Origin of the sequence: Undibacter mobilis, from assembly GCF_003367195.1 — a bacterium.
In the GTDB taxonomy this organism is placed as follows: domain Bacteria; phylum Pseudomonadota; class Alphaproteobacteria; order Rhizobiales; family Xanthobacteraceae; genus Pseudolabrys; species Pseudolabrys mobilis.
This window is the reverse complement of the sequence record NZ_QRGO01000001.1, coordinates 2467591-2487530: the sequence shown is the minus strand read 5'-3', so window position 1 is coordinate 2487530 and position 19940 is coordinate 2467591. Positions and strand designations below refer to the sequence as shown.

Below are 19940 nucleotides of genomic sequence, written 5' to 3'. Positions count from 1 at the left end.
CTTCAGGAAAAGCTGTCGCATCAAAAGCGACATTTCGCCGCTCCGCGGAAAGGGCTATGCAGGAACGAGTTTCCTCACAGCCTACGGACGGCCGCCATGAGCAAGACCCTGGTTCAGGAACAGTTCGGCAAGACCGCAGCCCATTACCTGACGTCCAAGCCGCACGCGCTCGGCAAGAGCCTGGAGCGCCTTGTCACCCTCACCTCGCCGCAAAAGGATTGGCGCGTCCTCGATATCGCCACCGGCGGCGGTCACGTCGCCTACACCTTCGCGCCGCATGTCGCGCGCGTCTGGGCTACCGACATCACCCAGGAAATGCTGGACATGGTCAAGCTCGAGGCCGCCAAACGCGGCCTCGGCAATCTGCGCACGACCTACGCCAAGGCCGAAGCCCTGCCCTTCGACGATGCCAGCTTCGACCTCGTCACTTGCCGCATCGCGCCGCATCACTTCGACTCCATTCCCGACTTCCTCGCCGAAGCGCACCGCGTGCTGAAAGCCGGCGGCACGCTTGCGATCGTGGACAATGTCGTGCCGGAAGGGGCGGTCGGCGATTACATCAATGCCTTCGAACGCTTCCGCGACCCGAGCCATCTGCGCGCCTGGGCCATGGCCGAATGGCGTGTCGCCATCAAGCAGGCCGGTTTCGACCTCCTCCATGAGGAGCAGATCTACAAGACCATGGAATTCAAATCGTGGTCGCAGCGTTACGATGCGACGATGCAGCGTTTGCTGCGCGCCATGCTGACCGAGACGACGCCGGCGGTGAAAGCAACGCTTGAGCCCACCGGCGACGGCGACGCCTTCACGTTCCGCCTGTGCGAGGGTCTTTTCATCGCGAAAAAGAGCTGAACGGAAAAACGCTTCCAGAAAAGATAACGCCGGCGTCGCGATGGCCGCGACGCCGGCGTTTTGATTGAGCGAGAAAGAGCGCGCTTACTTCTTGCGCTTCTTCTTGGCAACCGCCGGCTGCGGCTCCCACTGCGGGTTGGCGTCATAGGCAGCGTTGACCAGATAGCCGCCGATGATCGGAACGATGCACGAGCCGATCAGGACGTGGCCTTCGCGCTGCGTCAACGGACGGCCGACGACGACGGTGCCGATCATCGGCGAAACCGCGGCGCAGCCCATCGTGGTGCCGGCAATGGCGCCCCACTGGCCCGGGAAGATGCCGTCCTGCCACTTCCACTTCCACTCGTTGATGGCAAAGTAGCCCACGGTGGCGGCGGCGCCGGTGCCGAGCGCAACGACCTTGAGGCGGTTGTCGATGTGCGTGCGGCGCTTGCCGGCTTCGGCGGACTGCAGGGTCAAGGTCGTGGCCGCGATCAAGGCAGCGGCCAACGCAACGAAACGTTTCATGTCGATTGTCTCCCCGGAAGAATTTTAAAATCGCGAAAGGTCTGCCCTTTTCAGCCGCTTCGCCCGATAAGTCGAGCGACAGGCGGCCGGGCCGGCGGGTTTATTCACAGGCCAGAAGGCAGAGCCCAAGCGCCTTAACGCCCCCCGCCGCGCCGCGCCACCGAAATTTAGAGACAGAATCAAGGTATTGATTTTATTAATATATTCATGATCTGAAGGCGTGCGTTAACCCCTCGTTTACCCTTCGCAATTCACACTCTGTTAGGAATAGTAAACGAATTGATTCGTGCGTCGCTTTGGCCGGGCGGATCGGCGCATCAGGGGAATACAATGAGCAAGTTCGGGGGGCTGTTCGGCCGCAAGTCGGGCACCATCGATGCCTTGGCGCAACCGTCACCGACGGGAACCGAGATACCTGCGACGATCGCCGGCAATCCGATCGAACTCGACGAAGAACTGTTCTCGGCGCTTGGCGCCCAGGTCGGCGGCGACAACGAGGCGCTGCGCAACCTGCTGCTCGACGCCAACGCCAAGATCGGCGAACTCGACGCCATCAAGGCGGCGGTGGGTAAACTGGCCGATCCGGTCAGCAAGACGCTGCGCGCGCTGGAAGCGGAGAAATCCGAAAAGCACAGCCTGCAGACGGTGCTCAACAACACCCGCACCGCCTACGGCAAGCTGCGCAATGAATCCGCCGAACTGGAGAAGCGCTTGCAGGCCGCCGAGCAGGAAATCGGCAACCTGCGCCAGGAACTGGCGTCAACGCAGAACGTGCTGCGCTCGGTCGAGGCCACCAAGGCCGAAATCGCCATCGACATTGCCGCCCGCAGGGCCCAGATCGCCGATCTCGAAGGCCGGTTGGCGCACGAAGCCGGCGAGAATGCCGTGCTGCGCGACGAGAACCGCCGGCTCGACGAACGCGCCACCACGCTGGGCAAGCGCATCATTTCGCTCGAGGCGGACCTCAATGCGGCGCGCCAGCGCCTGATGATGGCCGACGATGAAAAGCGCGCCCAGAACGCCACGCTCGACAAGATGAGCGTCGAGGCTGCCCGGCTGACCCGCAAGATTTCGGAAACCGAGCAGTCCCTGAACGCCGCGCAAGCGCGGCTGCGCCAGGTCGAAGGCAACTTCGCCGAACTGAGCAATGAGCGCGGCCGCCTGTCAGCGGCGCTCGACGAGGCCCATGAGCGGCACGGCCACGAAAGCACCAGCCAGCGCATGCGCTACGAAGCGCTGCAGGCCCGCGCCGCGTCGACCGACAGCCTCCTGATCGAGGCGCGCGACCACCTGCAGCGGCGCGCTGAGGAAATGCGCGAACTCGACCGCCGCTTCAGCGACACGGCGAGCGAGCGCGACACGTTGCAGTCGCGCGTGGCCGAACTCGAGGCCGAGCGGCTGCGCCGCGAATCCGAATTCAAGGAAACCGAGCAGATGCGCGCCACCTTGATGGAGCGCAGCGGCGCCCTGACCCGCGCTTTCAATTCCAAGGAGGCCGCGCTCGCCCGCGCCGAGGAAACCATCGCCGCGCTCCAGACGCAGCTCGCCTCGGCCGGCAAGGAACGCAGCAACGACCGTCTCACGGCCGAACAGGCGATCGAAGAGCTCAAGGCCGCGCTCCAGCGCGAGAAGCTCGACCGCGCCGTGGTCGAAGGCGCGCTGGAAACCGCTCGCAAGGACTTCGCCCGCGTCATGCGCGAGGTGATGAGTCTGCAGCGCCAGCAGCAGGCCGCCGAGGATCAAGCAGACCTCAAGGCCGCCAACGCAGCGTAACGAGCCCGCGATTTTCGGATTGCGGCAAGCGCCGGGCTCGAGCCCGGCGCTTTTTTTATTGTCGGAACTGAAACTTACCTGCGTCGCTTGATTTATCGCAATGAGATGAACAGCGCCTCTGCCTAGCGTAATGCAACGCAGCGGGTACCCAGAAACCGCCGACGACGTTTTCGACATGCCTTACCGCACCAACCATGAATTGCCGCCTTCTGTCCGGACGCACTTGCCGGCTCATGGGCAGGACATCTACCGGGAAGCGTTCAACCACGCTTACGGTGCGCATGCTGGTGAAGCCGATCGTGAACGTCGCGCGCACATGATTGCCTGGGCCGCCGTCAAGCGAAGCTATGCGAAGGACGGAGAGCTATGGGTTCCGCGGCAGAAATTCGTCTCCTGAACGGCGCGCTGGCGCTCGCCGAGCGCAACGTGCCCCGTTACACCTCCTACCCTTCGGCACCGCACTTTTCCGCCGCTGTCGGCCCCGCCGACTACCGCACCTGGCTGGACGCGCTGCCGCGCGGCGCGCGCCTGTCGCTTTATATCCATGTGCCGTTCTGCACCGAGCTGTGTTTCTACTGCGGCTGCAACACCCGCGCGGTGCGCCGCCCCGAGCCGGTTGACGCCTACGCCGAAGACCTGATCGCCGAACTCAAACTGCTCGGCGCGCTGAACGGCGCGCGGCTGACGCATCTGCATTGGGGCGGCGGCACGCCGTCGATCCTCGGCCCGCAGTGGCTCGAAACCATCGCCGCGCAGATCGCGTCGCAATTCGACCTCTCGGCACTGCATGAGCACGCCATCGAACTCGACCCGCGCCGCATCGATCATGCCGTCGTCGCCACCTTGAAGACGATCGGCGTCAACCGCGCCAGCCTCGGCATGCAAGACGCCTCGGAGCATGTGCAGCACGCCATCGGCCGTGTGCAGCCCTTCGAGCAGGTGGCGCATGCGGCCGAGCTTCTGCGCGAGGCCGGCATTGCAAACCTCAATCTCGATTTGATGTACGGCCTGCCGAAGCAAAGCGCCGCCGACGTGGCGCGCAGCGCCGAGCTCGCCTGCTCGCTGGAGCCGCAGCGCCTCGCGCTGTTCGGTTACGCCCATGTGCCGTGGTTCAAGACGCACCAACGGCTGATCGATGCTGCGACCTTGCCGGGCGCGGCCGAGCGTCTCGAACAGGCGCGCGTTGCCGCCGAGGTGTTCGCCAGCTTCGGTTACGAGGCGGTCGGCCTCGACCACTTCGCCTTGCCCGAGGACGAACTGTTCATCGCCGCGAGCGAAGGCCGGTTGCGCCGCAATTTCCAAGGCTACACCACCGACGATGCCGATGCGTTGATCGGCGTGGGCGCCTCGTCGATCGGCAAGCTGCCGCAGGGCTTTGTGCAGAACGCGCCCGACACCGCCGGCTATGCCCGCAGCATCAAGCGCGGCACGTTCGCCACCGTGAAGGGCCTGGCGCTGAGCGACGACGACATCTTGCGCGCCAGCATTATCGAAAGGCTGATGTGCGATCTGGCCCTCGACCTCGACCGTTTCGGCGGCGCGGCCGGCTTTGAAAACGAGATGACCGCGCTCGCCGATCTGGCGTCGCAGGGCCTTGTCACGATGAACGGCGCGCGCATCGCGGTGACCGAGGCCGGACGGCCGTTCATCCGCATCGTTGCCGCGGTGTTCGACACCTATCTGGCCGCCGCCCAGAAGCGCCATTCCATCGCGGTGTGATTGCCCAATAAACAAAGGCGGCCCAGCGGCCGCCCGTGACGCGTTCTTTCGCGCGGCGCCCCGGCTACGCCGCGTTCGCCGTCGCCTCAGGCCCCGCTTCAGGATGCGGCGGAGGCGCGACGGAATACCGACTGCCGTGGCTGACAACACCCCACGCCGGTAACGGCCCCGTCGGCCAGGCCGCACGATTGGTCGCCGCCGGCTGGCTGGCCAATGGCGGTGGCCCCGCATCGGCCTGATCGTGTCGAATCGCGTTGGTGAATTGGCATCCCATAAAGATGCAAATTACAGCACCTTCGGGTTAATGCATTGATCCAGCACAATGGATTCAGGTACCGCCCGCTGCCTGGCACCACGCCTGTAGCCCACATGGAGCGCAGCGCAATGCGGACCGCCGCCCCCAGATTTCACGGCGCTCATCTAGGCCACAACTCTCCCATTTCTCTGGCCCCACAAATTTTGCAATCCTTGTTGCGCGGCCGCCCTGCTGTCTTCACACCGCCACACAATACGTCCTCAAAGATACAAAGAAAATTCTCGATCTCATGCGGCGCTAAAGATCGCAAAGGCGTGCGGAAAGAGATCCGAGAAACTTCGTGACCTGTAACTTCTTCGCATTTTGCTCCGCGCCGGGCGCCGGTATGTAAAAATACTTTTTCCGGATAGAAGCCACGATAGACTCCGATCCGGAGAGCAACGTCATAGACCGCCAGCGGACCAAACTTTTCTACGGTGCGCGTTTCCAATTTAATGATCGAGTGAAGCGCCTTGAAATCAGAGGCGTTTCGGATTCGATCCTTAACGCTTTGCAATCGACTCTCGGCAAGTCCCAAGACCTTCCGGCCATTCCGACGCTGATGCGAAAGAACCCTTCCACATGCGCAAGTCGACAATGCGGCTCTTTTGATCGCTTCTGAAAGACTCTTGCTGCCGGCAAAATACTCCAACTCCCGTCTGAGATAAGGACGGTATTGTCGCTTGTACTGTTCAACAAGACGACACAATGATTGATTGGAAATCACCTCACCAGCTCCCGCATCGCGCGGTCGAGCCCGTCCAAAGTCAGCGGATACATCCGCCCGCCCATGAGCTGACGGATCATGCCGATCGAATGCGTGAAGTCCCATTCGCGCTCGGGTACCGGGTTGAGCCACACCGCGGAGGGATAATTGCGCAGCACGCGGTCGATCCACACCGCGCCCGCCTCGTCGTTGTTGTGTTCGACCGAGCCGCCCACCGCCGCGATCTCGTAAGGCGACATCGATGCGTCACCGACGAAGATGGCCTTGTAGTCGTGCGGATAGGTGTGCAGCACGTCGAAGGTCGGCGTCGTGTCCTGGAAGCGGCGGCGATTCTCCTTCCACACTTTCTCATAGAGACAATTGTGGAAGTAGAAATGCTCCATGTGCTTGAACTCGGTGCGCGCCGCCGAGAACAGTTCTTCGGTCGCCTTGATGTGCCAGTCCATCGAGCCGCCGATGTCGAAGAACAGCAGCACCTTCACCGCATTGTGCCGCTCGGGCCGCATGTGGATGTCGAGATAGCCCTTGTGCGCGGTGCCCTGGATGGTGCCGTCGAGATCGAGCTCCTCGGCCACGCCGGTACGCGCGAACTTGCGCAGCCTGCGCAGCGCCACCTTGATGTTGCGGGTGCCGAGTTCGACATTGTCGTCGAGGTCCTTGAACTCGCGCTTGTCCCAGACCTTCACGGCGCGGCGATGCGTTGACTCGCCGCCGATGCGGATGCCTTCGGGATTGTAACCGCCATTGCCGAACGGCGACGTGCCGCCGGTGCCGATCCATTTCGAGCCGCCCTGGTGCCGGCCCTTCTGCTCGGCGAGGCGCTGCTTCAGCGTCTCCATCAGCTTGTCGAGGCCGCCGAGCGCTTTGATCTGCGCCTTCTCTTCCTCGGTGAGGAATTTGTCGGCGAGCTTCTTCAGCCATTCCTCGGGAATGTTCGCCTCGATCCCCGCCTCGCCCATGAATTCGAGGCCCTTGAAAGTCTGGCCGAACACGCGGTCGAATTTGTCGAGGTTGCGCTCGTCCTTCACCAGCGCGGCGCGGGCGAGATAATAGAAATCCTCGACGCGGCGCGAGGCGAGGTCGGCGTCCATCGCCTCCATCAGCGTCAGATACTCGCGCAGCGTAACGGGAATGCCGGCCGCCTTGAGATCGTGAAAGAAATTGACGAACATCCGTTAACTCTTGAAGCCGCCTCGCGGCGATAAGTCGCGGCCGGCGGTACCGACGCTAAACCACTTTGTGGGACTGTCAGGCCCCAAGCCCGATCGGTCAAGAACCACAAAGAGCCCATGCTGAGCGTTCTGTTCCTCGAAGATGTGGCCCTCGTTGCCGACGCCGCCTCCAGCATCGGTCCGGCGCTGGCCGGCCGCCTGCGCAGCTGGACGGCCACGGCCAATGCGGCCGGCGCCACCGTATTTCAGGGCGCCGAGGCGATCGACCAGGTGGCCGACGACTGGCAGGCGCTGGAAAATGCCGGCGGTTCGGCAACGCCGTTCCAGTCGCTGGCGATGGCCCGCGCCGCGGCCGAGATACATCTCAAGGCCGGTGAAATCCCCCGTGTCGCCGTCGTGCGCCATGGCGGCCGCCCGGTCGTCATTTTGCCGACCGTCATCGGCACCCGCTTCGGCGTGAAGGTCGCGCGCTTTCTCGGTGACCCGCTGATCCAGTACGGCGACGCGTTGTGCGAGCCCGGCACCGCAAAGCGTCACATCGAGGCCGCGTTCCACGCCGCCGCCGACCCGAGCGCCATCGACGCGCTGCATCTGCGCAAGGTGCGCGGCGATGCCCGCATCGCACCCGTGCTGCGCCAGCACGCGATCGCTTTCAACGGTGACGAAGCGCCGTTTCTCGATATCGCCGGCCCTCAGGCCCATGAAGAACCTCGTCAGGTGCGACGCGCCCGCCGCAAGCTCTCCGCGCTCGGGCCACTGCGGCTGACGGTGACGCAAGGCGCCGCCGCGCGCGATCATCTGCGCGAGGCGCTGACGCTGAAGCGGCGCTGGCTTGAGGCGCGCCGTCTGCCGAGCAGTGTGGTCGGCTGCGAGCACTGGGAAAGCGCGATCGACCGCCTCGCCGATCATGACGGCGATATGCAGCTCAACCTCGCCGTGCTGCATGTTTCAGACCGCCCGGCAGCTTACGAGGTGGCTTTCACGGCCGGCGACCGCTGGTATGCCTTCATCGGCGCCGTTGCTGACGAGTTCGCCCGCCACAGTCCGGGCCGGGTCCAGGTCGCCGACACCATCGCCTGGTGCCGTGACAATGGCTTTGCCCGTTACGACCTTCTCGCGCCGGCCGACGACGTCAAGCGCAGCTATTGCCGCGACGCCGCGCCCGTTTCCGACTACAGCCACGCCGTGCGCCCGGCCGGCCATGCGCTGACGGCGGCGCTCCGGCTGACCCCGGTTGCCAAGGCCGTGTTGGTTCGCCTGCCGGCCCCGCTGCGCAGGCTCGCGCTGTCGGTTGCCGGCCGCTGACTGGATTTGTGTCTCAGCGCTGCGCCGGCATACACGCCGGGATTGCGCCGCGATCGGGCCTTGACCGCGCCATAACTGTCTTGGATGAGTGCCCTCCTCACGAGGGGACAGCCGGGATTCGGCCGGTGTTCCTGACGGCCGGAACCGTTTCGCGATGCCCATGACCCGCAGCCACGCCCTCTGGGCGGTGGCGACCTTGTTGTCGACCCTGCTTCTGATCGCGCCCGCGCTCTGGAACGGCTTTCCGCTGCTCGAATACGACACCGGCGGCTACCTGGCGCGCTGGTACGAGGGCACGCTGCTGATCAACCGGCCGCTGCTCTACGGCCTCTTGCTGACCGCCAACGTGCCCTTCGCCTTCTGGCCGGTGATCGTCTTCCAGTCCCTGCTGACGATCTGGATCGTCGCGGTCGTCCTGCGCACGCATGGCTACGGCGGCCGGCCGATGCTGGTGTTCGGCATCATTGCGGTTCTGTCCGTCGTCTCGACGCTGCCGTGGATCACCGCGATCCTTCTCACCGACATTTATGCCGGTCTGGCCATCCTCGCCTTCTACATGCTGCTGGCGCGCTCGGATCAACTGACGCGCTTCGAGTGCTGGACCTTCGTCGTGCTGATCGCCTGCGCCTGCGCCACTCATAGCGCCACGCTGGCGGTGATGCTGCTGCTGTCGGCGGCCTCGATCGTGCTGACGGTGTTCGATCGCACGCGGCTGCCCCGCATGCGCGTCGCGCAAGGCGTGCTCGCCGTCGTGCTCGGCATCGTCATCGTGATCGGCACCAATTTCATGCTGGTGAAGCGCTTCGCCTGGACGCCCGGCGGCTTCTCCATGTATTTCGGCCGCATGCTGCAGGCCGGCATCGTTCCCAAATATCTCGACAAGCATTGCCCCGACGCCACGATCAAGCTGTGCGCCATCAAGGACCGGCTGCCGGACAATGCCGACGACTGGTTCTGGGCCAACAAGGACTTCGACAAGCTCGGCCGCTTCGCCGGCATGAGCGCGGAGATGGAGAGAGTCGCCGTCGGCTCGGTTGCCGATTTCCCGCTCGATGTATTGCGCACCACCATCATCGCCACCGCCGAACAACTGGTCGCCGTGCGCACCGGCGAAGGCGTGGTGAACTGGATCTGGCACACTTATTTCATCGTCAAGGACTGGGCGCCGCAATTGCAACCGGCAATGTGGGCGGCGCGCCAGCAAAAGGGCGAGATTTCATTCACGGCGATCAACGCCCTGCACTATCCGGTCGCGCTGGTGTCGATGGCCTTCCTGCCGGTCATCCTCATCATGGGCTGGACCGGCCGCCTGCCGCGCGCCTTTGGCGATCTGGCCTTTGTTTGTATTCTGGCGCTCCTGGCCAACGCCTTCGTCTGCGGCGGGCTGGCCAATCCGCACGACCGCTATGGCGCCCGCATCGTCTGGCTGGCGGTATTCGTCGCGGGATTGGCCCTGCTCCGGCTTTACCAGCAGCGCGAGGGATCGGCGGCCCCGACCGTCGCCCGCGACATCTTGGCCACCTGATCTAATCAAAGCCCTCCGAACCAAATCGTTCGGCTCGCGTTCATCTCGCGGCCCGTAACTTGCTTTGCATCAAGGGCCGCAAGGCGGGCCGGCTTATCATTTTTGTATTGTTGGACAGGTCGCCGGCGTAGGGTCGTCCATGGCGGATATTCAGATCGCACGGCATGAGCCGCTGATTGCGCGACATCCTTTCGCCGCAACATCGGCCATCGCCTGGATCGTGGCCGCGGCCGGCATGATCGCCGCCATGCTGGCGCCGGCGCTCTGGAACGGCTTTCCCATCATCTTCCCGGACACCGGCGGCTACTTCACCGCGCCGATGGTGCAGCAATTGGCCAATGGCCGCTCCGCGCTCTACGGCCTGTTTCTCAATGCCGGCATACCTTTGGCCTTCTGGCCCTGCGTGGTGGCCCAGGCCGCGCTGATGGCCTGGCTCGTGGTCGTCACCTTGCGCGTCAACGGACTTGGCGGCCGGCCTTATCTGGCGCTCGGCATCGTCGTGCTCCTGTGCATCGGCACAAGCCTGCCGTGGTTTGCCGGACAACTGATGCCGGACATCCTGTTCGCCGCGGCGGCGCTCGCGCTCTATCTGCTCGCCTATGCCGATACGGCCCTGGCCCGCTGGGAACGCTGGCTGCTCGGCGCGGTGGTTGCCTTTGCCATGGCCAGTCACATGGCGGCCGCCGGCCTGTTCATCGCCGTGATTGCCGCGATTGCCGCGATGGCGCTGACTCACCTTCGCCTGCTGGCTCTGCCGCGCGCGCGTCTCACCTTTGCCGCTGCGGCGGTTGGCGCCGGCATTCTGTTGTGCCCGGTGTCGAACCTGCTGATCACCGGCAATTTCGCATTCACGCCCGGCGGCACCAGCTTTCTGTTCGGCCGCTTTGTCGAAGACGGCATCGTGAACCGCTATCTCAATGACCACTGCCCCGATCCGTCCATCCGGCTCTGCACCTATAAGGACGAGATCGTGGAGGACGCCGATTCATGGCTGTGGTGGGGTGGATCGCCCCTCTACAAGATGGGCGGCTGGGACGCCTACGAACCGGAAGCCAAGCGCATCATCCGCGAAACGCTCGCCGAATACCCGGCGATGCATCTCGCCACCGCCATTGAAGCGGCGGCGGCGCAGTTCTTCTCGTTTCAGACCGAAGTCGGCATCGACGACAATGGACCGACCCGCTGGGCTTTCGAAGAATTTCTCCCGAAACTCTATCCGACGCTGCTGGCCGCACGCCAGCAGGCCGAGCCTTTCGATGTCGAGCCGCTGAACCAGCTGCATCTGCCGGTCGCTTATATTGCGCTCGCCGCGATGGCGCTGGCGATGATCTTCCGCCGCCGGCTCGGCGTCTCCGATCGGGCCTATGCGCTGTGCCTCGTTCTGTTCGCCGCGCTCGCCGCCAATGCTGTCATTTGCGGCGTGTTCTCGCATCCGGTCGACCGCTATCAGAGCCGGCTGGTTCTGCTGGCGCCGTTCGTGGTGGCCGTCATGCTGGCGCGGCGCTTCACACACGTTTCACAGAAAAGCTGACGCCGCTGTGTTAATAGTCCCCCGGGTTATCTCGGGGGATTTCGATGCGCGCGCTCGCCTTGGTTTCGGTATGGCTGGCTTTACTGGCGGCGCCAGCCGCCGCGCAGGATTACATCCGTGAAGATCTGCGCCTGCCGATGGCCGAGGCCGGACCGAAGGGCCTCGAAACGCTGTTCGTCCGGCCCGCCGAGCCGGGACGTTATCCGCTGGTGATCATCAGCCACGGCGCGCCGCGCAAGGCGGAGGATCGGCCGAACATGACTCCGGGAAGCGTCTATCTTCTTGCCCTTGAGTTCACGCGGCGCGGTTTTGCGGTCGCCGTCGTCATGCGCCGCGGTTACGGTGCGTCGGGCGGCAGCCTCGCCGAAGGCTCGGGACCTTGCGACAATCCCGATTACGTCAGGTCCGGTCGCACTGCCGCACAGGATATCAAGGCCGCGATTGTCGCGCTCGGCAAACGATCCGATGTCGATGCGGCGCGCGTTATCGCGGTCGGTCAGTCGGCCGGCGGCCTTGGCACGGTGGCGCTCGCCGCCGATCCGCCGCCAGGTCTCATTGCGGCAATCAACTTCGCCGGCGGCCGCGGCTCGCGCGCCGATTTCGATGTCTGCACCGAAAATCGTCTGGTCGATGCGTTTGGCGTTTTCGGCAAGACGTCGCGTCTGCCCATGCTGTGGGTCTACACCGCGAACGATCATTTCTTCGAGCCGAAACTGGCCGAGAAATTCCATGACGCGTTCAAAGCGGACGGCGGCCGCGTTCAGTTCATCCGCGCACCGGCCTTCGGCAAGGACGGCCACAGCCTGTTTTCGATATCAGGCATTCCGCGATGGACCGCTTACGTCGACAATTTCCTCGCCGACAACAATCTGACCCAGCGCGCTGCACCCGCGCCGCTGCCGCCGCTGCCGGCCTTGGCGCCGCCGTCGCAACTCAACGCACGCGGCCGCGAGTCCTTTGATCGCTATCGGTTGGCGCTGGGGTCCAAAGCCTTCGCGGTATCGAGCGACGGCTATTTCGGCTGGCAGTCCGGCCGCCGCAGCATGGACGATGCGCGGCGCGGCGCGCTGAAACTCTGCGAGGACGAAAAGAGAAAATGCGACATCGTCTTCGTCGACAATGCGCCGGCGCCGTAAAGACTAAGCCTGCTTCTCCGGCGTGCGCACGACGAGCCCGTCGAGATCGTCGCTCACCTTGATCTGGCACGACAGCCGCGAGTTCGGCCGCACGTCGTAACCGAAGTCGAGCATGTCCTCTTCCATCGGCGACGGCTCGCCGGTCTTCGCCCGCCAGTCTTCCTCGACATAGACGTGGCAGGTGGCGCAGGCGCAGGCGCCGCCGCACTCGGCCTCGATACCGGGAATGTTGTTGCGGATCGCCGCTTCCATCACGGTCGAGCCGCTTTCGGCATCGACGGTGCGCGCGGTGCCGGAAAAATCAATAAACGTAATCTTGGCCATGGGACGAGGTCGGAACGTGGTGGGGAAAGCGCCCTGAGAACGGGCGCGCCCCCTATATCGTCATTCCGGTGTGAAGGCCAGCCGTAGCCGGAAACGCCTCAGCGCTGCCGGAGCAGCTCGGTAATGACGGCGCGGGCCTTGTCCACCGCGCCGGCCAGCCTGTCGATCGCCGCCGAACACTCTTCAGCCGAACCCTTGGTGGCGCGCTCGGTCAGCTCCGCGGCGCGGGCGACTTCAGCAGCGCCGATACCGGCGGCCGAGCCCTTGAGCGCATGGGCCATCGCATAAACGCCGTCGCTGTCGCTCTTGCGCATCCGGCCGAGCAGAAGTTCCGCCTGGCGGTCGAACAGTTCGAGCACTTCGTGCTCGAGGCTGCGATTGCCCAGCGTCATCCGCGCCAGATGCTGGCGATCCAGCACCACCGTGTCGTCAACTTGCGCCGCGCTTTCCATGGCTGTCCCTCCGCCATCCGTCTCGGCGCCCAGTGTGCCGGGGGGCCTGCCAAGGTCCGGTAAATTCCGGCATCGGTCCGGGCACAGGCGCGGCGGAACTTCAGGACCGTGGTTAAGGCCGGCGTAACCGTGGAAAGACCCCGGCCCGGCTTTGCCATGGGGTCGCCGCAATAGCGCCGTCACCTCCTCCGCCGGGGGCGGCCGGCTGCATCGCGAAAACTCCTGTCCGTCCCGCATCTTGGCACGTTACGGGACAGCGCGAGGGCCATGGTTAAGGCCCATTAACGATGATTAAAACATCCTTAGCGGTCCGGTTTCTTTCGCTTTGCCAACACGATAGGATGAATTTCTGGCGATCAGGTGGAAGCGGACAAGCTCCCGTCCCGGCATCTCATGGACCCCGGCGCAAGCGCGGCGCGGGTCCCGATACATTGCGGCAAATTCGTCTGAATGAGCCGCAAACTGTTTTCTGAAGTGCGGCGTAACACGAGGCGATCCGATATGGCGAACAACCCGCAGCAGTCCAAGACGGCAACGGACCAGGCAATGGCCGCGCTCGAGGACGCGCTCAACGTTCATATCACCGCACCGCGCAAGGAGCCGGCCGCCGATACGGCGGTCGCGCCGGCCGCGCCCGACAAGAACGACACCTTCGAATTCGATGCCCCGCCGGTGACGCCGGACCTGTTCCGCGAACCGGAAGCCGCGCCGCAATGGGCCGGCAATGACTCGGTCCCCCGCCTGCCGGCCAATGACGACGCCGCCTCGATGGGCTCCATTCTGCAGACGCTGCGCGGCCGCCGCGCCCGCGCGCCCTACACCATGGCCACCATCGCCGCCTTCGCCTGGACTGCCGGCGCCGCCGCGCTCGTCTACCTGTCGCGCGCCGAACTCCTGCCGATGCTCGACGCGCCGAACCTCGGCGTGGCCACCGTCGCCGGCATCGCCAGCGCGGTGATCGTGCCGGTGATCTTCTTCTACGTGCTCGCCCATCTGTTCAGCCGCTCGCAGGATCTGCGCATTGTCGCCGAGTCCATGGCCGAAGTGGCGATGCGGCTGGCCCAGCCGGAAACCGCCGCGCGCGACCAGATCGTCTCGGTCGGCCAGGCCATCCGCCGCGAAGTCACCGCCATGGGCGACGGCGTCGAGCGCGCGCTGGCGCGCGCCGCCGAGCTCGAGGCGCTGGTGCACAACGAAGTGTCGGCGCTGGAGCGCGCCTATAACGACAACGAAGTGCGCATCCGCGATCTTCTGTCCGAACTGACCAACCAGCGCGACACCCTCGTCAGCCAGGCCGATCAGGTGCGCAAGGCGATCGGCGCCGTGCATCTCGATCTGTCGCACGACATCACGTCGGTCGGCGATCTGGTCGCCGAGAAGGTCAACGACGTCGCGCAGCGCGTGACGCGCACGCTCACCGAAAAGGGCGAACACATCACGCTGGCGCTCGGCCATGCCGGCGACTCGATGATCGACGCGCTCGGCGAGCGCGGCTCCACGCTGCTCGAGCGTCTGGAAGCGACCAGCGACCGCGCCACCTCGTCGATCGCCTCGGCGAGCGATCGCCTGTCACAGAGCCTCAGCTTCAAGTCCGAACACATCCACGACGAATATGCCGACATGGCGGCGCGCCTGCAGCAGATGATGACCGCGCGCCTCGACCAGGTGGCGCAGGGTTTCGCGCAGAAGACGCAGGGCACCGTCGACACCATGGCGACCCGCTCGCAGCAGATCACCGAGGCGCTGGCCGCCCGTTCCGAGCAGTATGCCGATGCGCTGGGCCGCAATTCGGCCGAGATCGCCGACCAGCTCGCCGCCCGCTCCGAGGAACTGGTGCAGGCCATCAGCATCCGCGGCAACGAGGTCGTCAACCGCATCGAACAGACCGGCTCGGTCACCAACGAAACGCTGGCCGCCCGCAGCCAGTCGATCGCCGACACCTTCCGCCGCAACGCCGATATGCTGTCGGCCAGCCTCGATAACCGCAACGAGCAGACCGAGGCGATGCTCATCGAGCGCCTCAAGGCCTTCGAAGCGGTGTTCGACAAGAACGGCACCGCGCTGTCGGAAACGATCGCGCGCGATTCCAGCGCGCTCGGCAGCCTGATCACCCGCAACGTCGCCGACTTCGACCACACCATCAAGACGTACGGCAGCGAACTGATCGAACGCCTCGGTCAGCGCACCGACGACGTCGCCGCGGCCATGCGCGCCTATCTCGACTCGTTCGACGACCGCGTCACCGGCCGCGCCGACGCCCTCGCCGGCACGCTCGACAAGCGCCTCGTCCAGTTCGAGGACCTGCTCGGCGTTCGCGTCACCGATCTGGCCAACACGCTCAACGAAGGCGGCAACGAGATCGTCGCCGCGCTCGACAAGCGCATCACCGACATCACCGGCACCATCAACACCCGCGGCACCGAGGTCGCCGACACCATCGGCGCCAAGATCGGCGAGATGGACAAGACGCTCGGCTCGCGGGCGCTGGAAGTCGCCGAAACGCTCGACAGCCGCATCAACCGCTTCGAGGAACTCCTCGTCGGCCGCACCGCGACCGTCACCGACGAGTTGGAGAGCCGCGCCACCGCCGCCGCCGAGACGCTGCACTCCCGCGTCGAGGCGCTGTCGAACACCATCAAGACCAACACGTCGGAAGCCGAAGCCGCGCTCAGCGCGCTGTCAACCTCGACCGCCGACGCCATCCGCGACAGTGCCGCGAGCGCGGAAAAGACGCTCACCAGCCTGTCCGACGAGGTCGCCCGCACCATCGTGGCGCGCACCGACGAGATCGCCGATACGGTTGGCAAGCGCACCAGCGAAATGGCCGATGTGCTCTCCGACAGCAGCTCCGGCGTGCTCAGCGCCCTCACCGAGAAGAGCCAGCAGTTCGCCGCCGACATCACCAAGGCGGCCGACCTGGCGCTCAACGAGATCAGCGACAAGGGCCTGGCCTTCAGCCGCGCCGTCACCGAGAACGGCGCCGAGATCACCCGCATGATCAACGCCGCCGGCGAAAGCGCGGCCAATACCGTGACCCGCACGCTCACCGACCTGCAGGAGACCGCCGCCAAGGCGATCGAACGCTCGCGCGAAACCGCGACCTCAACGGTTACGGAGATGATGGAAACGCACGGCATGCTGCGTTCCGACACCACCGCTTTGTTCGAGCGCCTGCGCGAAGCCAACATCATGTTGCAGGAAGTGCTGTCCGGTTCGCACGAGAACATGAGCGCGCTGGAAAACACCCTGATGCGCCGCGTGTCGGAATTCGTCGACGCCATGGAGCGCGTCAACGGCTCGACCACCGAAGCAACCGACCGTATCGAGACGACGATCACCGGCTTCCGCGGCCTCACCGCCGACGCGCTGCGCGATCTCGGCCAGCTGGCCACCCAGTTCGACGCTCACGGCCGCGACCTTGCCAAGGCCGCCGCGATCATCGACGACAGCAACCGCAAGACCGAAGATCACGTCAACGAACGGCGCGCGCAGCTCGACTCGCTGGTCGCCACCCTCGACATCCGCACCGAGGATATCGAGCAGCGCCTCAAGCGCTTCTCCGGCCTGCTCGATGAATCGCTCGAGGCGGCCTCCGCCCGCGCCCGCGAAGTCGCCCGTCTGGTGTCGGAATCGAGCGCCGACGGCACCCGCGCCATCACCGAGCAATACGAAATCGTGCGCGAGACCGCGGAAGACGAACGGCGCCGCACGCTCGAGACCATGAACAAGGTCTACACCCAGACCTCGTCAGAGTCGGAATCGATGTTCCGCGGCCTGCAGGAACGCTTTGCCGACGCCGCCAAGGGCGTGCGCCGCCTTTACGAGCAGTCGTCGGAAGACACCGAGGCCTACTTCCGCGACGCCGCTCAGCGCTATGCCGAGACGGTTCAGGACATGAAGCAGATGGCGGCGGAAATGCAGCGCGAGCTGGAAGCCACGCGCACCGAGCTGCGCCGCGGCGTGTTCGAACTGCCGCAGGAGACCGCCGAGAACGCTGCGCAAATGCGCCGCGCCATCGTCGATCAGATCGAGGCGCTGGCCGAGCTGAACCGCATCGTTGCCCGCCACGGCCGCAATATCGACGCCGTCGAGCCGGCGCAGCGCCGCTTCCGTGAAGAGCCGGCGCTGGCCGTCATCGGCGGCCGCGAACAGGTTTCGCGCGGCGAACCGGCGCCCCGCCCGGCCCCGCCGCGCGACATCGCCAGCTTCGCCCAACCGCCGCGCCGCCCCGAGCCGCCGGCAGCGGCTGCCCCGGCACCGGCGCCATCGGGCGGCGGCAAGAGTGGCTGGCTCAGCGATCTGTTGTCGCGCGCCTCACGCGAGGACAGCGAGCCGCAAATCCGTGAGCCGGCCCGCGACTATGGCCGCGACGCGGTCCGCGAACCCGCCCGCGACACCGTGCGCAGCGACGACCGCCCCGCGCGGCACTCGATCGAGTCGCTCGACAGTCTCTCGGTCGATATCGCGCGCATGATCGACCACGAAGCCGCGGCCGACCTGTGGGACCGCTACAAGCGCGGTGAGCGCAACGTGTTCACGCGCCGTCTCTACACGCTGCAGGGCCAGCAGGCCTTCGACGAGATCCGCCGCAAATATCGCGCCGACCGCGAATTCAAGCAGACGGTCGATCGCTATATCGGCGAATTCGAACGGCTGCTCGAGGAAGTCTCGCGCGACGACCGCGGCCAGGTGGTGGCGCGCACCTACCTCACCTCGGAAACCGGCAAGGTCTACACCATGCTGGCGCACGCGGCCGGCCGCTTCGACTGAGCGGCCTTGAGGCTACGCCAATAAAAAACGGGCGCCCTCGCGGCGCCCGTTTTTGTTTGGCTGTTCAGCGCACCGCCGGCGTGCGCGGCTGCTTCTGATCCGACGACGAGCCGCCCCAGATCAGGCGGCTGGGGTTCTCGTCGAAATTCTTGGCCGCCTTGTCGATCGTCGACAGCGTGCGCGTGCCGGTTTTGGCGAGCCGCGCAATGTCGAGCGTCAAGGCCTCGGTGCGCTTGTCGAGATTATCCGCCAGAGTCTTGATCGAGCGGGCCGCCGCGTTGATGTCACCGCCTTTGCCGTCAGGCCCGCCGGTCAGGCCCTCGAGCCCCTGCGCGATACGATCGATGCGGTCGGAATTGCGGCCCAGCGCACCGGTGAAGCGTTCGATATTGCTCAGCGTCTTGTCGATGCTGTCCGAATTGCTGCCGAGCGCGGCGGTGAACCGCTCGATGTTGCTCAGCGTCTTGTCGATCTTGTCCGAGTTGTTGGACAAGGCCGCCGTAAATTTCTCGATATTCGTCAGCGCCGCTTTGAAGGATTCCTGGTTCTGGGTGATAAAATCATCGACCTTGCGCATGATGTCGCGCGCGGCCTGGGTCACATCCTGGGTCGCGCCCGGCGGCGCCACCATCAAGGGCGGCGTCTCGCCGGCGCCGACGCCGGCCACGACCTTGGCCGACGGATTGCCGCCGATCAGGGAGACCGATGCGATCCCGGTCAAACCCTGGAATTCGAGACCGATCTGCGTGTCCGCGCGCACGGTGACAGATTTGTCGACCGACAACGTCGCGACCACCTGCTTCGGCTTCGAAGGATCGAGCTGCAGCCCGGTCACCTCGCCGACGCGGATGCCGTTGAACAGCACACTGGCGCCGGTGCGCAGACCGGACACGGAGCCGTCGAACACGATGCGATAGCGAAGCCGCTCGCCGGTGCCGCCGATGTTCTGGAACCAGTAGATGAAGCCGAACACGCCGGCGACCACGGCCAGGGTAAACACCCCGATCAGCACGTAATTGGCTCGCGTTTCCATTCGACCAGCTCCAGTTCAGCCGTTGCCCGACAGCGCAGCCTCGCGCGCGCCGATCGCCGCGCGGGCACGCTTGCCGCGGAAGTATTCTTTCATCCACGGATGCTCGGACTTGAGCATCGTGTCCATGGTGCCCGCCGCGATCACCTTGCCGTCATACAGCACGGCGATGCGGTCGCAGACGGTGCTCAGGCTGTCGAGATCGTGGGTTACCATGTAAACGGTGAGCCCCAAAACCCGCTGCAGCGTCGCGATCAAGGTGTCGAAATCGCCGGCGCCGATGGGATCGAGGCCCGAGGTCGGTTCATCGAGAAACACGATCTCCGGATCGAGCGCGAGCGCCCGCGCCAAAGCCACGCGCTTGGTCATGCCGCCCGAAAGCTCCGAAGGGTATTTGCTGCAGACGCTGGCATCCAGCCCCACCATTTCGAGCTTGGCGACCGCCAGTTCGTCCATCAGGCGCTGCGGCAAATGCAGGTTCTCGCGCACCGTGAATTGCAGATTCTCCATCACCGTCAGCGAGGAGAACAGCGCGCCCTGCTGAAACAGCACGCCCCAGCGCCTCTCGATGGCGCGGCGCTCGTCATCGCTGAGCTGGTCGAGATCGCTGCCGAGCACCTTGATGGTGCCGGCGCTTTTTCTGATGAGACCGATGATGGTGCGCATCAGCACGGACTTGCCGGCGCCCGAGCCGCCGACGAAGCCGAGAATTTCGCCGCGATAGACGTCGAGGTCGGCGCCCTTGAGCACCAGGCGGTCGCCGAAGCCCACTTCGACGCCGCGCGCCTCGATCACCGTTTCGCGTTTGCCGTTGGTGGCCAT

General features: G+C 65.1%; 16 protein-coding genes. 9 read left to right on the top strand and 7 right to left on the bottom strand.

What is annotated here, in order from left to right; translation table 11 throughout:
- Nucleotides 1-96 precede the first annotated feature (96 nt).
- Nucleotides 97-852 (top strand): class I SAM-dependent methyltransferase, encoded by a 756-nt coding sequence (locus tag DXH78_RS11680; protein ID WP_168192784.1) that lies wholly within the window; start codon nucleotides 97-99, stop codon nucleotides 850-852.
- Between the two features lie 84 nt (nucleotides 853-936).
- Here DXH78_RS11680 and DXH78_RS11675 read toward each other — a convergent pair whose 3' ends face one another.
- A complete protein-coding gene (locus DXH78_RS11675; RefSeq protein WP_115517191.1) occupies nucleotides 937-1359 on the bottom strand; it encodes a hypothetical protein in 423 nt (140 codons plus the stop codon).
- Between the two features lie 330 nt (nucleotides 1360-1689).
- Here DXH78_RS11675 and DXH78_RS11670 point away from each other — a divergent pair, with 330 nt between their 5' ends.
- The 3 genes from DXH78_RS11670 to hemN all read left to right on the top strand — a co-directional run bounded on the left by DXH78_RS11670 (nucleotide 1690) and on the right by hemN (nucleotide 4851).
- Entirely contained in the window at nucleotides 1690-3132 is a 1443-nt protein-coding gene (locus DXH78_RS11670) for a hypothetical protein (RefSeq protein WP_115517190.1), read from the top strand.
- Nucleotides 3133-3307: 175 nt separating this feature from the next.
- A complete protein-coding gene (locus DXH78_RS11665) occupies nucleotides 3308-3529 on the top strand; it encodes a ChaB family protein (RefSeq protein WP_115517866.1) in 222 nt (73 codons plus the stop codon).
- Nucleotides 3499-4851, top strand: coding sequence for an oxygen-independent coproporphyrinogen III oxidase (hemN, locus tag DXH78_RS11660; protein WP_115517189.1), 1353 nt, complete (start codon nucleotides 3499-3501; stop codon nucleotides 4849-4851). Before DXH78_RS11665 ends, hemN begins: the two co-directional genes overlap by 31 nt.
- Before the next feature lie 416 nt (nucleotides 4852-5267).
- Here the strand turns inward: hemN and DXH78_RS19640 are convergent, their stop codons facing one another.
- Both DXH78_RS19640 and DXH78_RS11655 read right to left on the bottom strand, forming a co-directional pair.
- Nucleotides 5268-5873, bottom strand: coding sequence for a hypothetical protein (locus tag DXH78_RS19640; protein WP_147292620.1), 606 nt, complete (start codon nucleotides 5871-5873; stop codon nucleotides 5268-5270).
- On the bottom strand, nucleotides 5870-7045 hold the full coding sequence (locus DXH78_RS11655) for a vWA domain-containing protein (protein ID WP_115517188.1): 1176 nt from the start codon (nucleotides 7043-7045) through the stop codon (nucleotides 5870-5872). The genes DXH78_RS19640 and DXH78_RS11655 overlap by 4 nt, the downstream gene beginning before the upstream one ends.
- A 117-nt stretch (nucleotides 7046-7162) precedes the next feature.
- On the opposite strand from DXH78_RS11655, the gene DXH78_RS11650 reads away from it, so the two are divergent.
- From DXH78_RS11650 to DXH78_RS11635, 4 genes are all read left to right on the top strand, one after another.
- Nucleotides 7163-8350, top strand: coding sequence for a GNAT family N-acetyltransferase (locus DXH78_RS11650; RefSeq protein WP_115517187.1), 1188 nt, complete (start codon nucleotides 7163-7165; stop codon nucleotides 8348-8350).
- Between the two features lie 154 nt (nucleotides 8351-8504).
- Nucleotides 8505-9875 (top strand): hypothetical protein, encoded by a 1371-nt coding sequence (locus tag DXH78_RS11645; RefSeq protein ID WP_115517186.1) that lies wholly within the window; start codon nucleotides 8505-8507, stop codon nucleotides 9873-9875.
- Nucleotides 9876-10014: 139 nt separating this feature from the next.
- Nucleotides 10015-11406: a hypothetical protein gene (locus DXH78_RS11640; protein WP_115517185.1), complete on the top strand. Its 1392-nt coding sequence runs from the start codon at nucleotides 10015-10017 to the stop codon at nucleotides 11404-11406.
- A 44-nt stretch (nucleotides 11407-11450) separates the two neighbouring features.
- A complete protein-coding gene (locus DXH78_RS11635) occupies nucleotides 11451-12542 on the top strand; it encodes an alpha/beta hydrolase family protein (RefSeq protein WP_115517184.1) in 1092 nt (363 codons plus the stop codon).
- 3 nt (nucleotides 12543-12545) lie between these two features.
- Here the strand turns inward: DXH78_RS11635 and DXH78_RS11630 are convergent, their stop codons facing one another.
- Together DXH78_RS11630 and DXH78_RS19885 are read right to left on the bottom strand one after the other, a co-directional pair.
- Nucleotides 12546-12866, bottom strand: coding sequence for a 2Fe-2S iron-sulfur cluster-binding protein (locus DXH78_RS11630; RefSeq protein ID WP_115517183.1), 321 nt, complete (start codon nucleotides 12864-12866; stop codon nucleotides 12546-12548).
- A 98-nt stretch (nucleotides 12867-12964) separates the two neighbouring features.
- On the bottom strand, nucleotides 12965-13318 hold the full coding sequence (locus tag DXH78_RS19885; protein ID WP_168192783.1) for an Hpt domain-containing protein: 354 nt from the start codon (nucleotides 13316-13318) through the stop codon (nucleotides 12965-12967).
- 501 nt (nucleotides 13319-13819) lie between these two features.
- On the opposite strand from DXH78_RS19885, the gene DXH78_RS11620 reads away from it, so the two are divergent.
- Nucleotides 13820-18088, top strand: a complete 4269-nt coding sequence (locus DXH78_RS11620) for an apolipoprotein A-IV repeat region-like domain-containing protein (RefSeq protein WP_115517181.1) — start codon at nucleotides 13820-13822, stop codon at nucleotides 18086-18088.
- Between the two features lie 64 nt (nucleotides 18089-18152).
- On the opposite strand, the gene DXH78_RS11615 is transcribed toward DXH78_RS11620, so the two are convergent.
- Nucleotides 18153-19121 carry an MlaD family protein gene (locus DXH78_RS11615; RefSeq protein ID WP_115517180.1) on the bottom strand — a complete coding sequence of 323 codons (969 nt, stop codon included), beginning with the start codon at nucleotides 19119-19121 and terminating at the stop codon, nucleotides 18153-18155.
- A gap of 15 nt (nucleotides 19122-19136) precedes the next feature.
- Nucleotides 19137-19940, bottom strand: a complete 804-nt coding sequence (locus tag DXH78_RS11610) for an ABC transporter ATP-binding protein (RefSeq protein WP_115517179.1) — start codon at nucleotides 19938-19940, stop codon at nucleotides 19137-19139.

Excerpts from the sequence above, each read along its gene's own strand:
- DXH78_RS11620 (WP_115517181.1), top strand. The coding sequence starts at position 13,820 with ATGGCGAACAACCCGCAGCAGTCCAAGACGGCAACGGACCAGGCAATG.
- DXH78_RS19885 (WP_168192783.1), bottom strand. The coding sequence starts at position 13,318 with ATGGAAAGCGCGGCGCAAGTTGACGACACGGTGGTGCTGGATCGCCAG.
- DXH78_RS11665 (WP_115517866.1), top strand. The coding sequence starts at position 3,308 with ATGCCTTACCGCACCAACCATGAATTGCCGCCTTCTGTCCGGACGCAC.
- DXH78_RS11610 (WP_115517179.1), bottom strand. The coding sequence starts at position 19,940 with ATGGCCACCAACGGCAAACGCGAAACGGTGATCGAGGCGCGCGGCGTC.
- hemN (WP_115517189.1), top strand. The coding sequence starts at position 3,499 with ATGGGTTCCGCGGCAGAAATTCGTCTCCTGAACGGCGCGCTGGCGCTC.
- DXH78_RS11655 (WP_115517188.1), bottom strand. The coding sequence starts at position 7,045 with ATGTTCGTCAATTTCTTTCACGATCTCAAGGCGGCCGGCATTCCCGTT.
- DXH78_RS11680 (WP_168192784.1), top strand. The coding sequence starts at position 97 with ATGAGCAAGACCCTGGTTCAGGAACAGTTCGGCAAGACCGCAGCCCAT.
- DXH78_RS11630 (WP_115517183.1), bottom strand. The coding sequence starts at position 12,866 with ATGGCCAAGATTACGTTTATTGATTTTTCCGGCACCGCGCGCACCGTC.
- DXH78_RS11650 (WP_115517187.1), top strand. The coding sequence starts at position 7,163 with ATGCTGAGCGTTCTGTTCCTCGAAGATGTGGCCCTCGTTGCCGACGCC.
- DXH78_RS11645 (WP_115517186.1), top strand. The coding sequence starts at position 8,505 with ATGCCCATGACCCGCAGCCACGCCCTCTGGGCGGTGGCGACCTTGTTG.
- DXH78_RS11675 (WP_115517191.1), bottom strand. The coding sequence starts at position 1,359 with ATGAAACGTTTCGTTGCGTTGGCCGCTGCCTTGATCGCGGCCACGACC.
- DXH78_RS11635 (WP_115517184.1), top strand. The coding sequence starts at position 11,451 with ATGCGCGCGCTCGCCTTGGTTTCGGTATGGCTGGCTTTACTGGCGGCG.
- DXH78_RS11615 (WP_115517180.1), bottom strand. The coding sequence starts at position 19,121 with ATGGAAACGCGAGCCAATTACGTGCTGATCGGGGTGTTTACCCTGGCC.
- DXH78_RS11640 (WP_115517185.1), top strand. The coding sequence starts at position 10,015 with ATGGCGGATATTCAGATCGCACGGCATGAGCCGCTGATTGCGCGACAT.
- DXH78_RS11670 (WP_115517190.1), top strand. The coding sequence starts at position 1,690 with ATGAGCAAGTTCGGGGGGCTGTTCGGCCGCAAGTCGGGCACCATCGAT.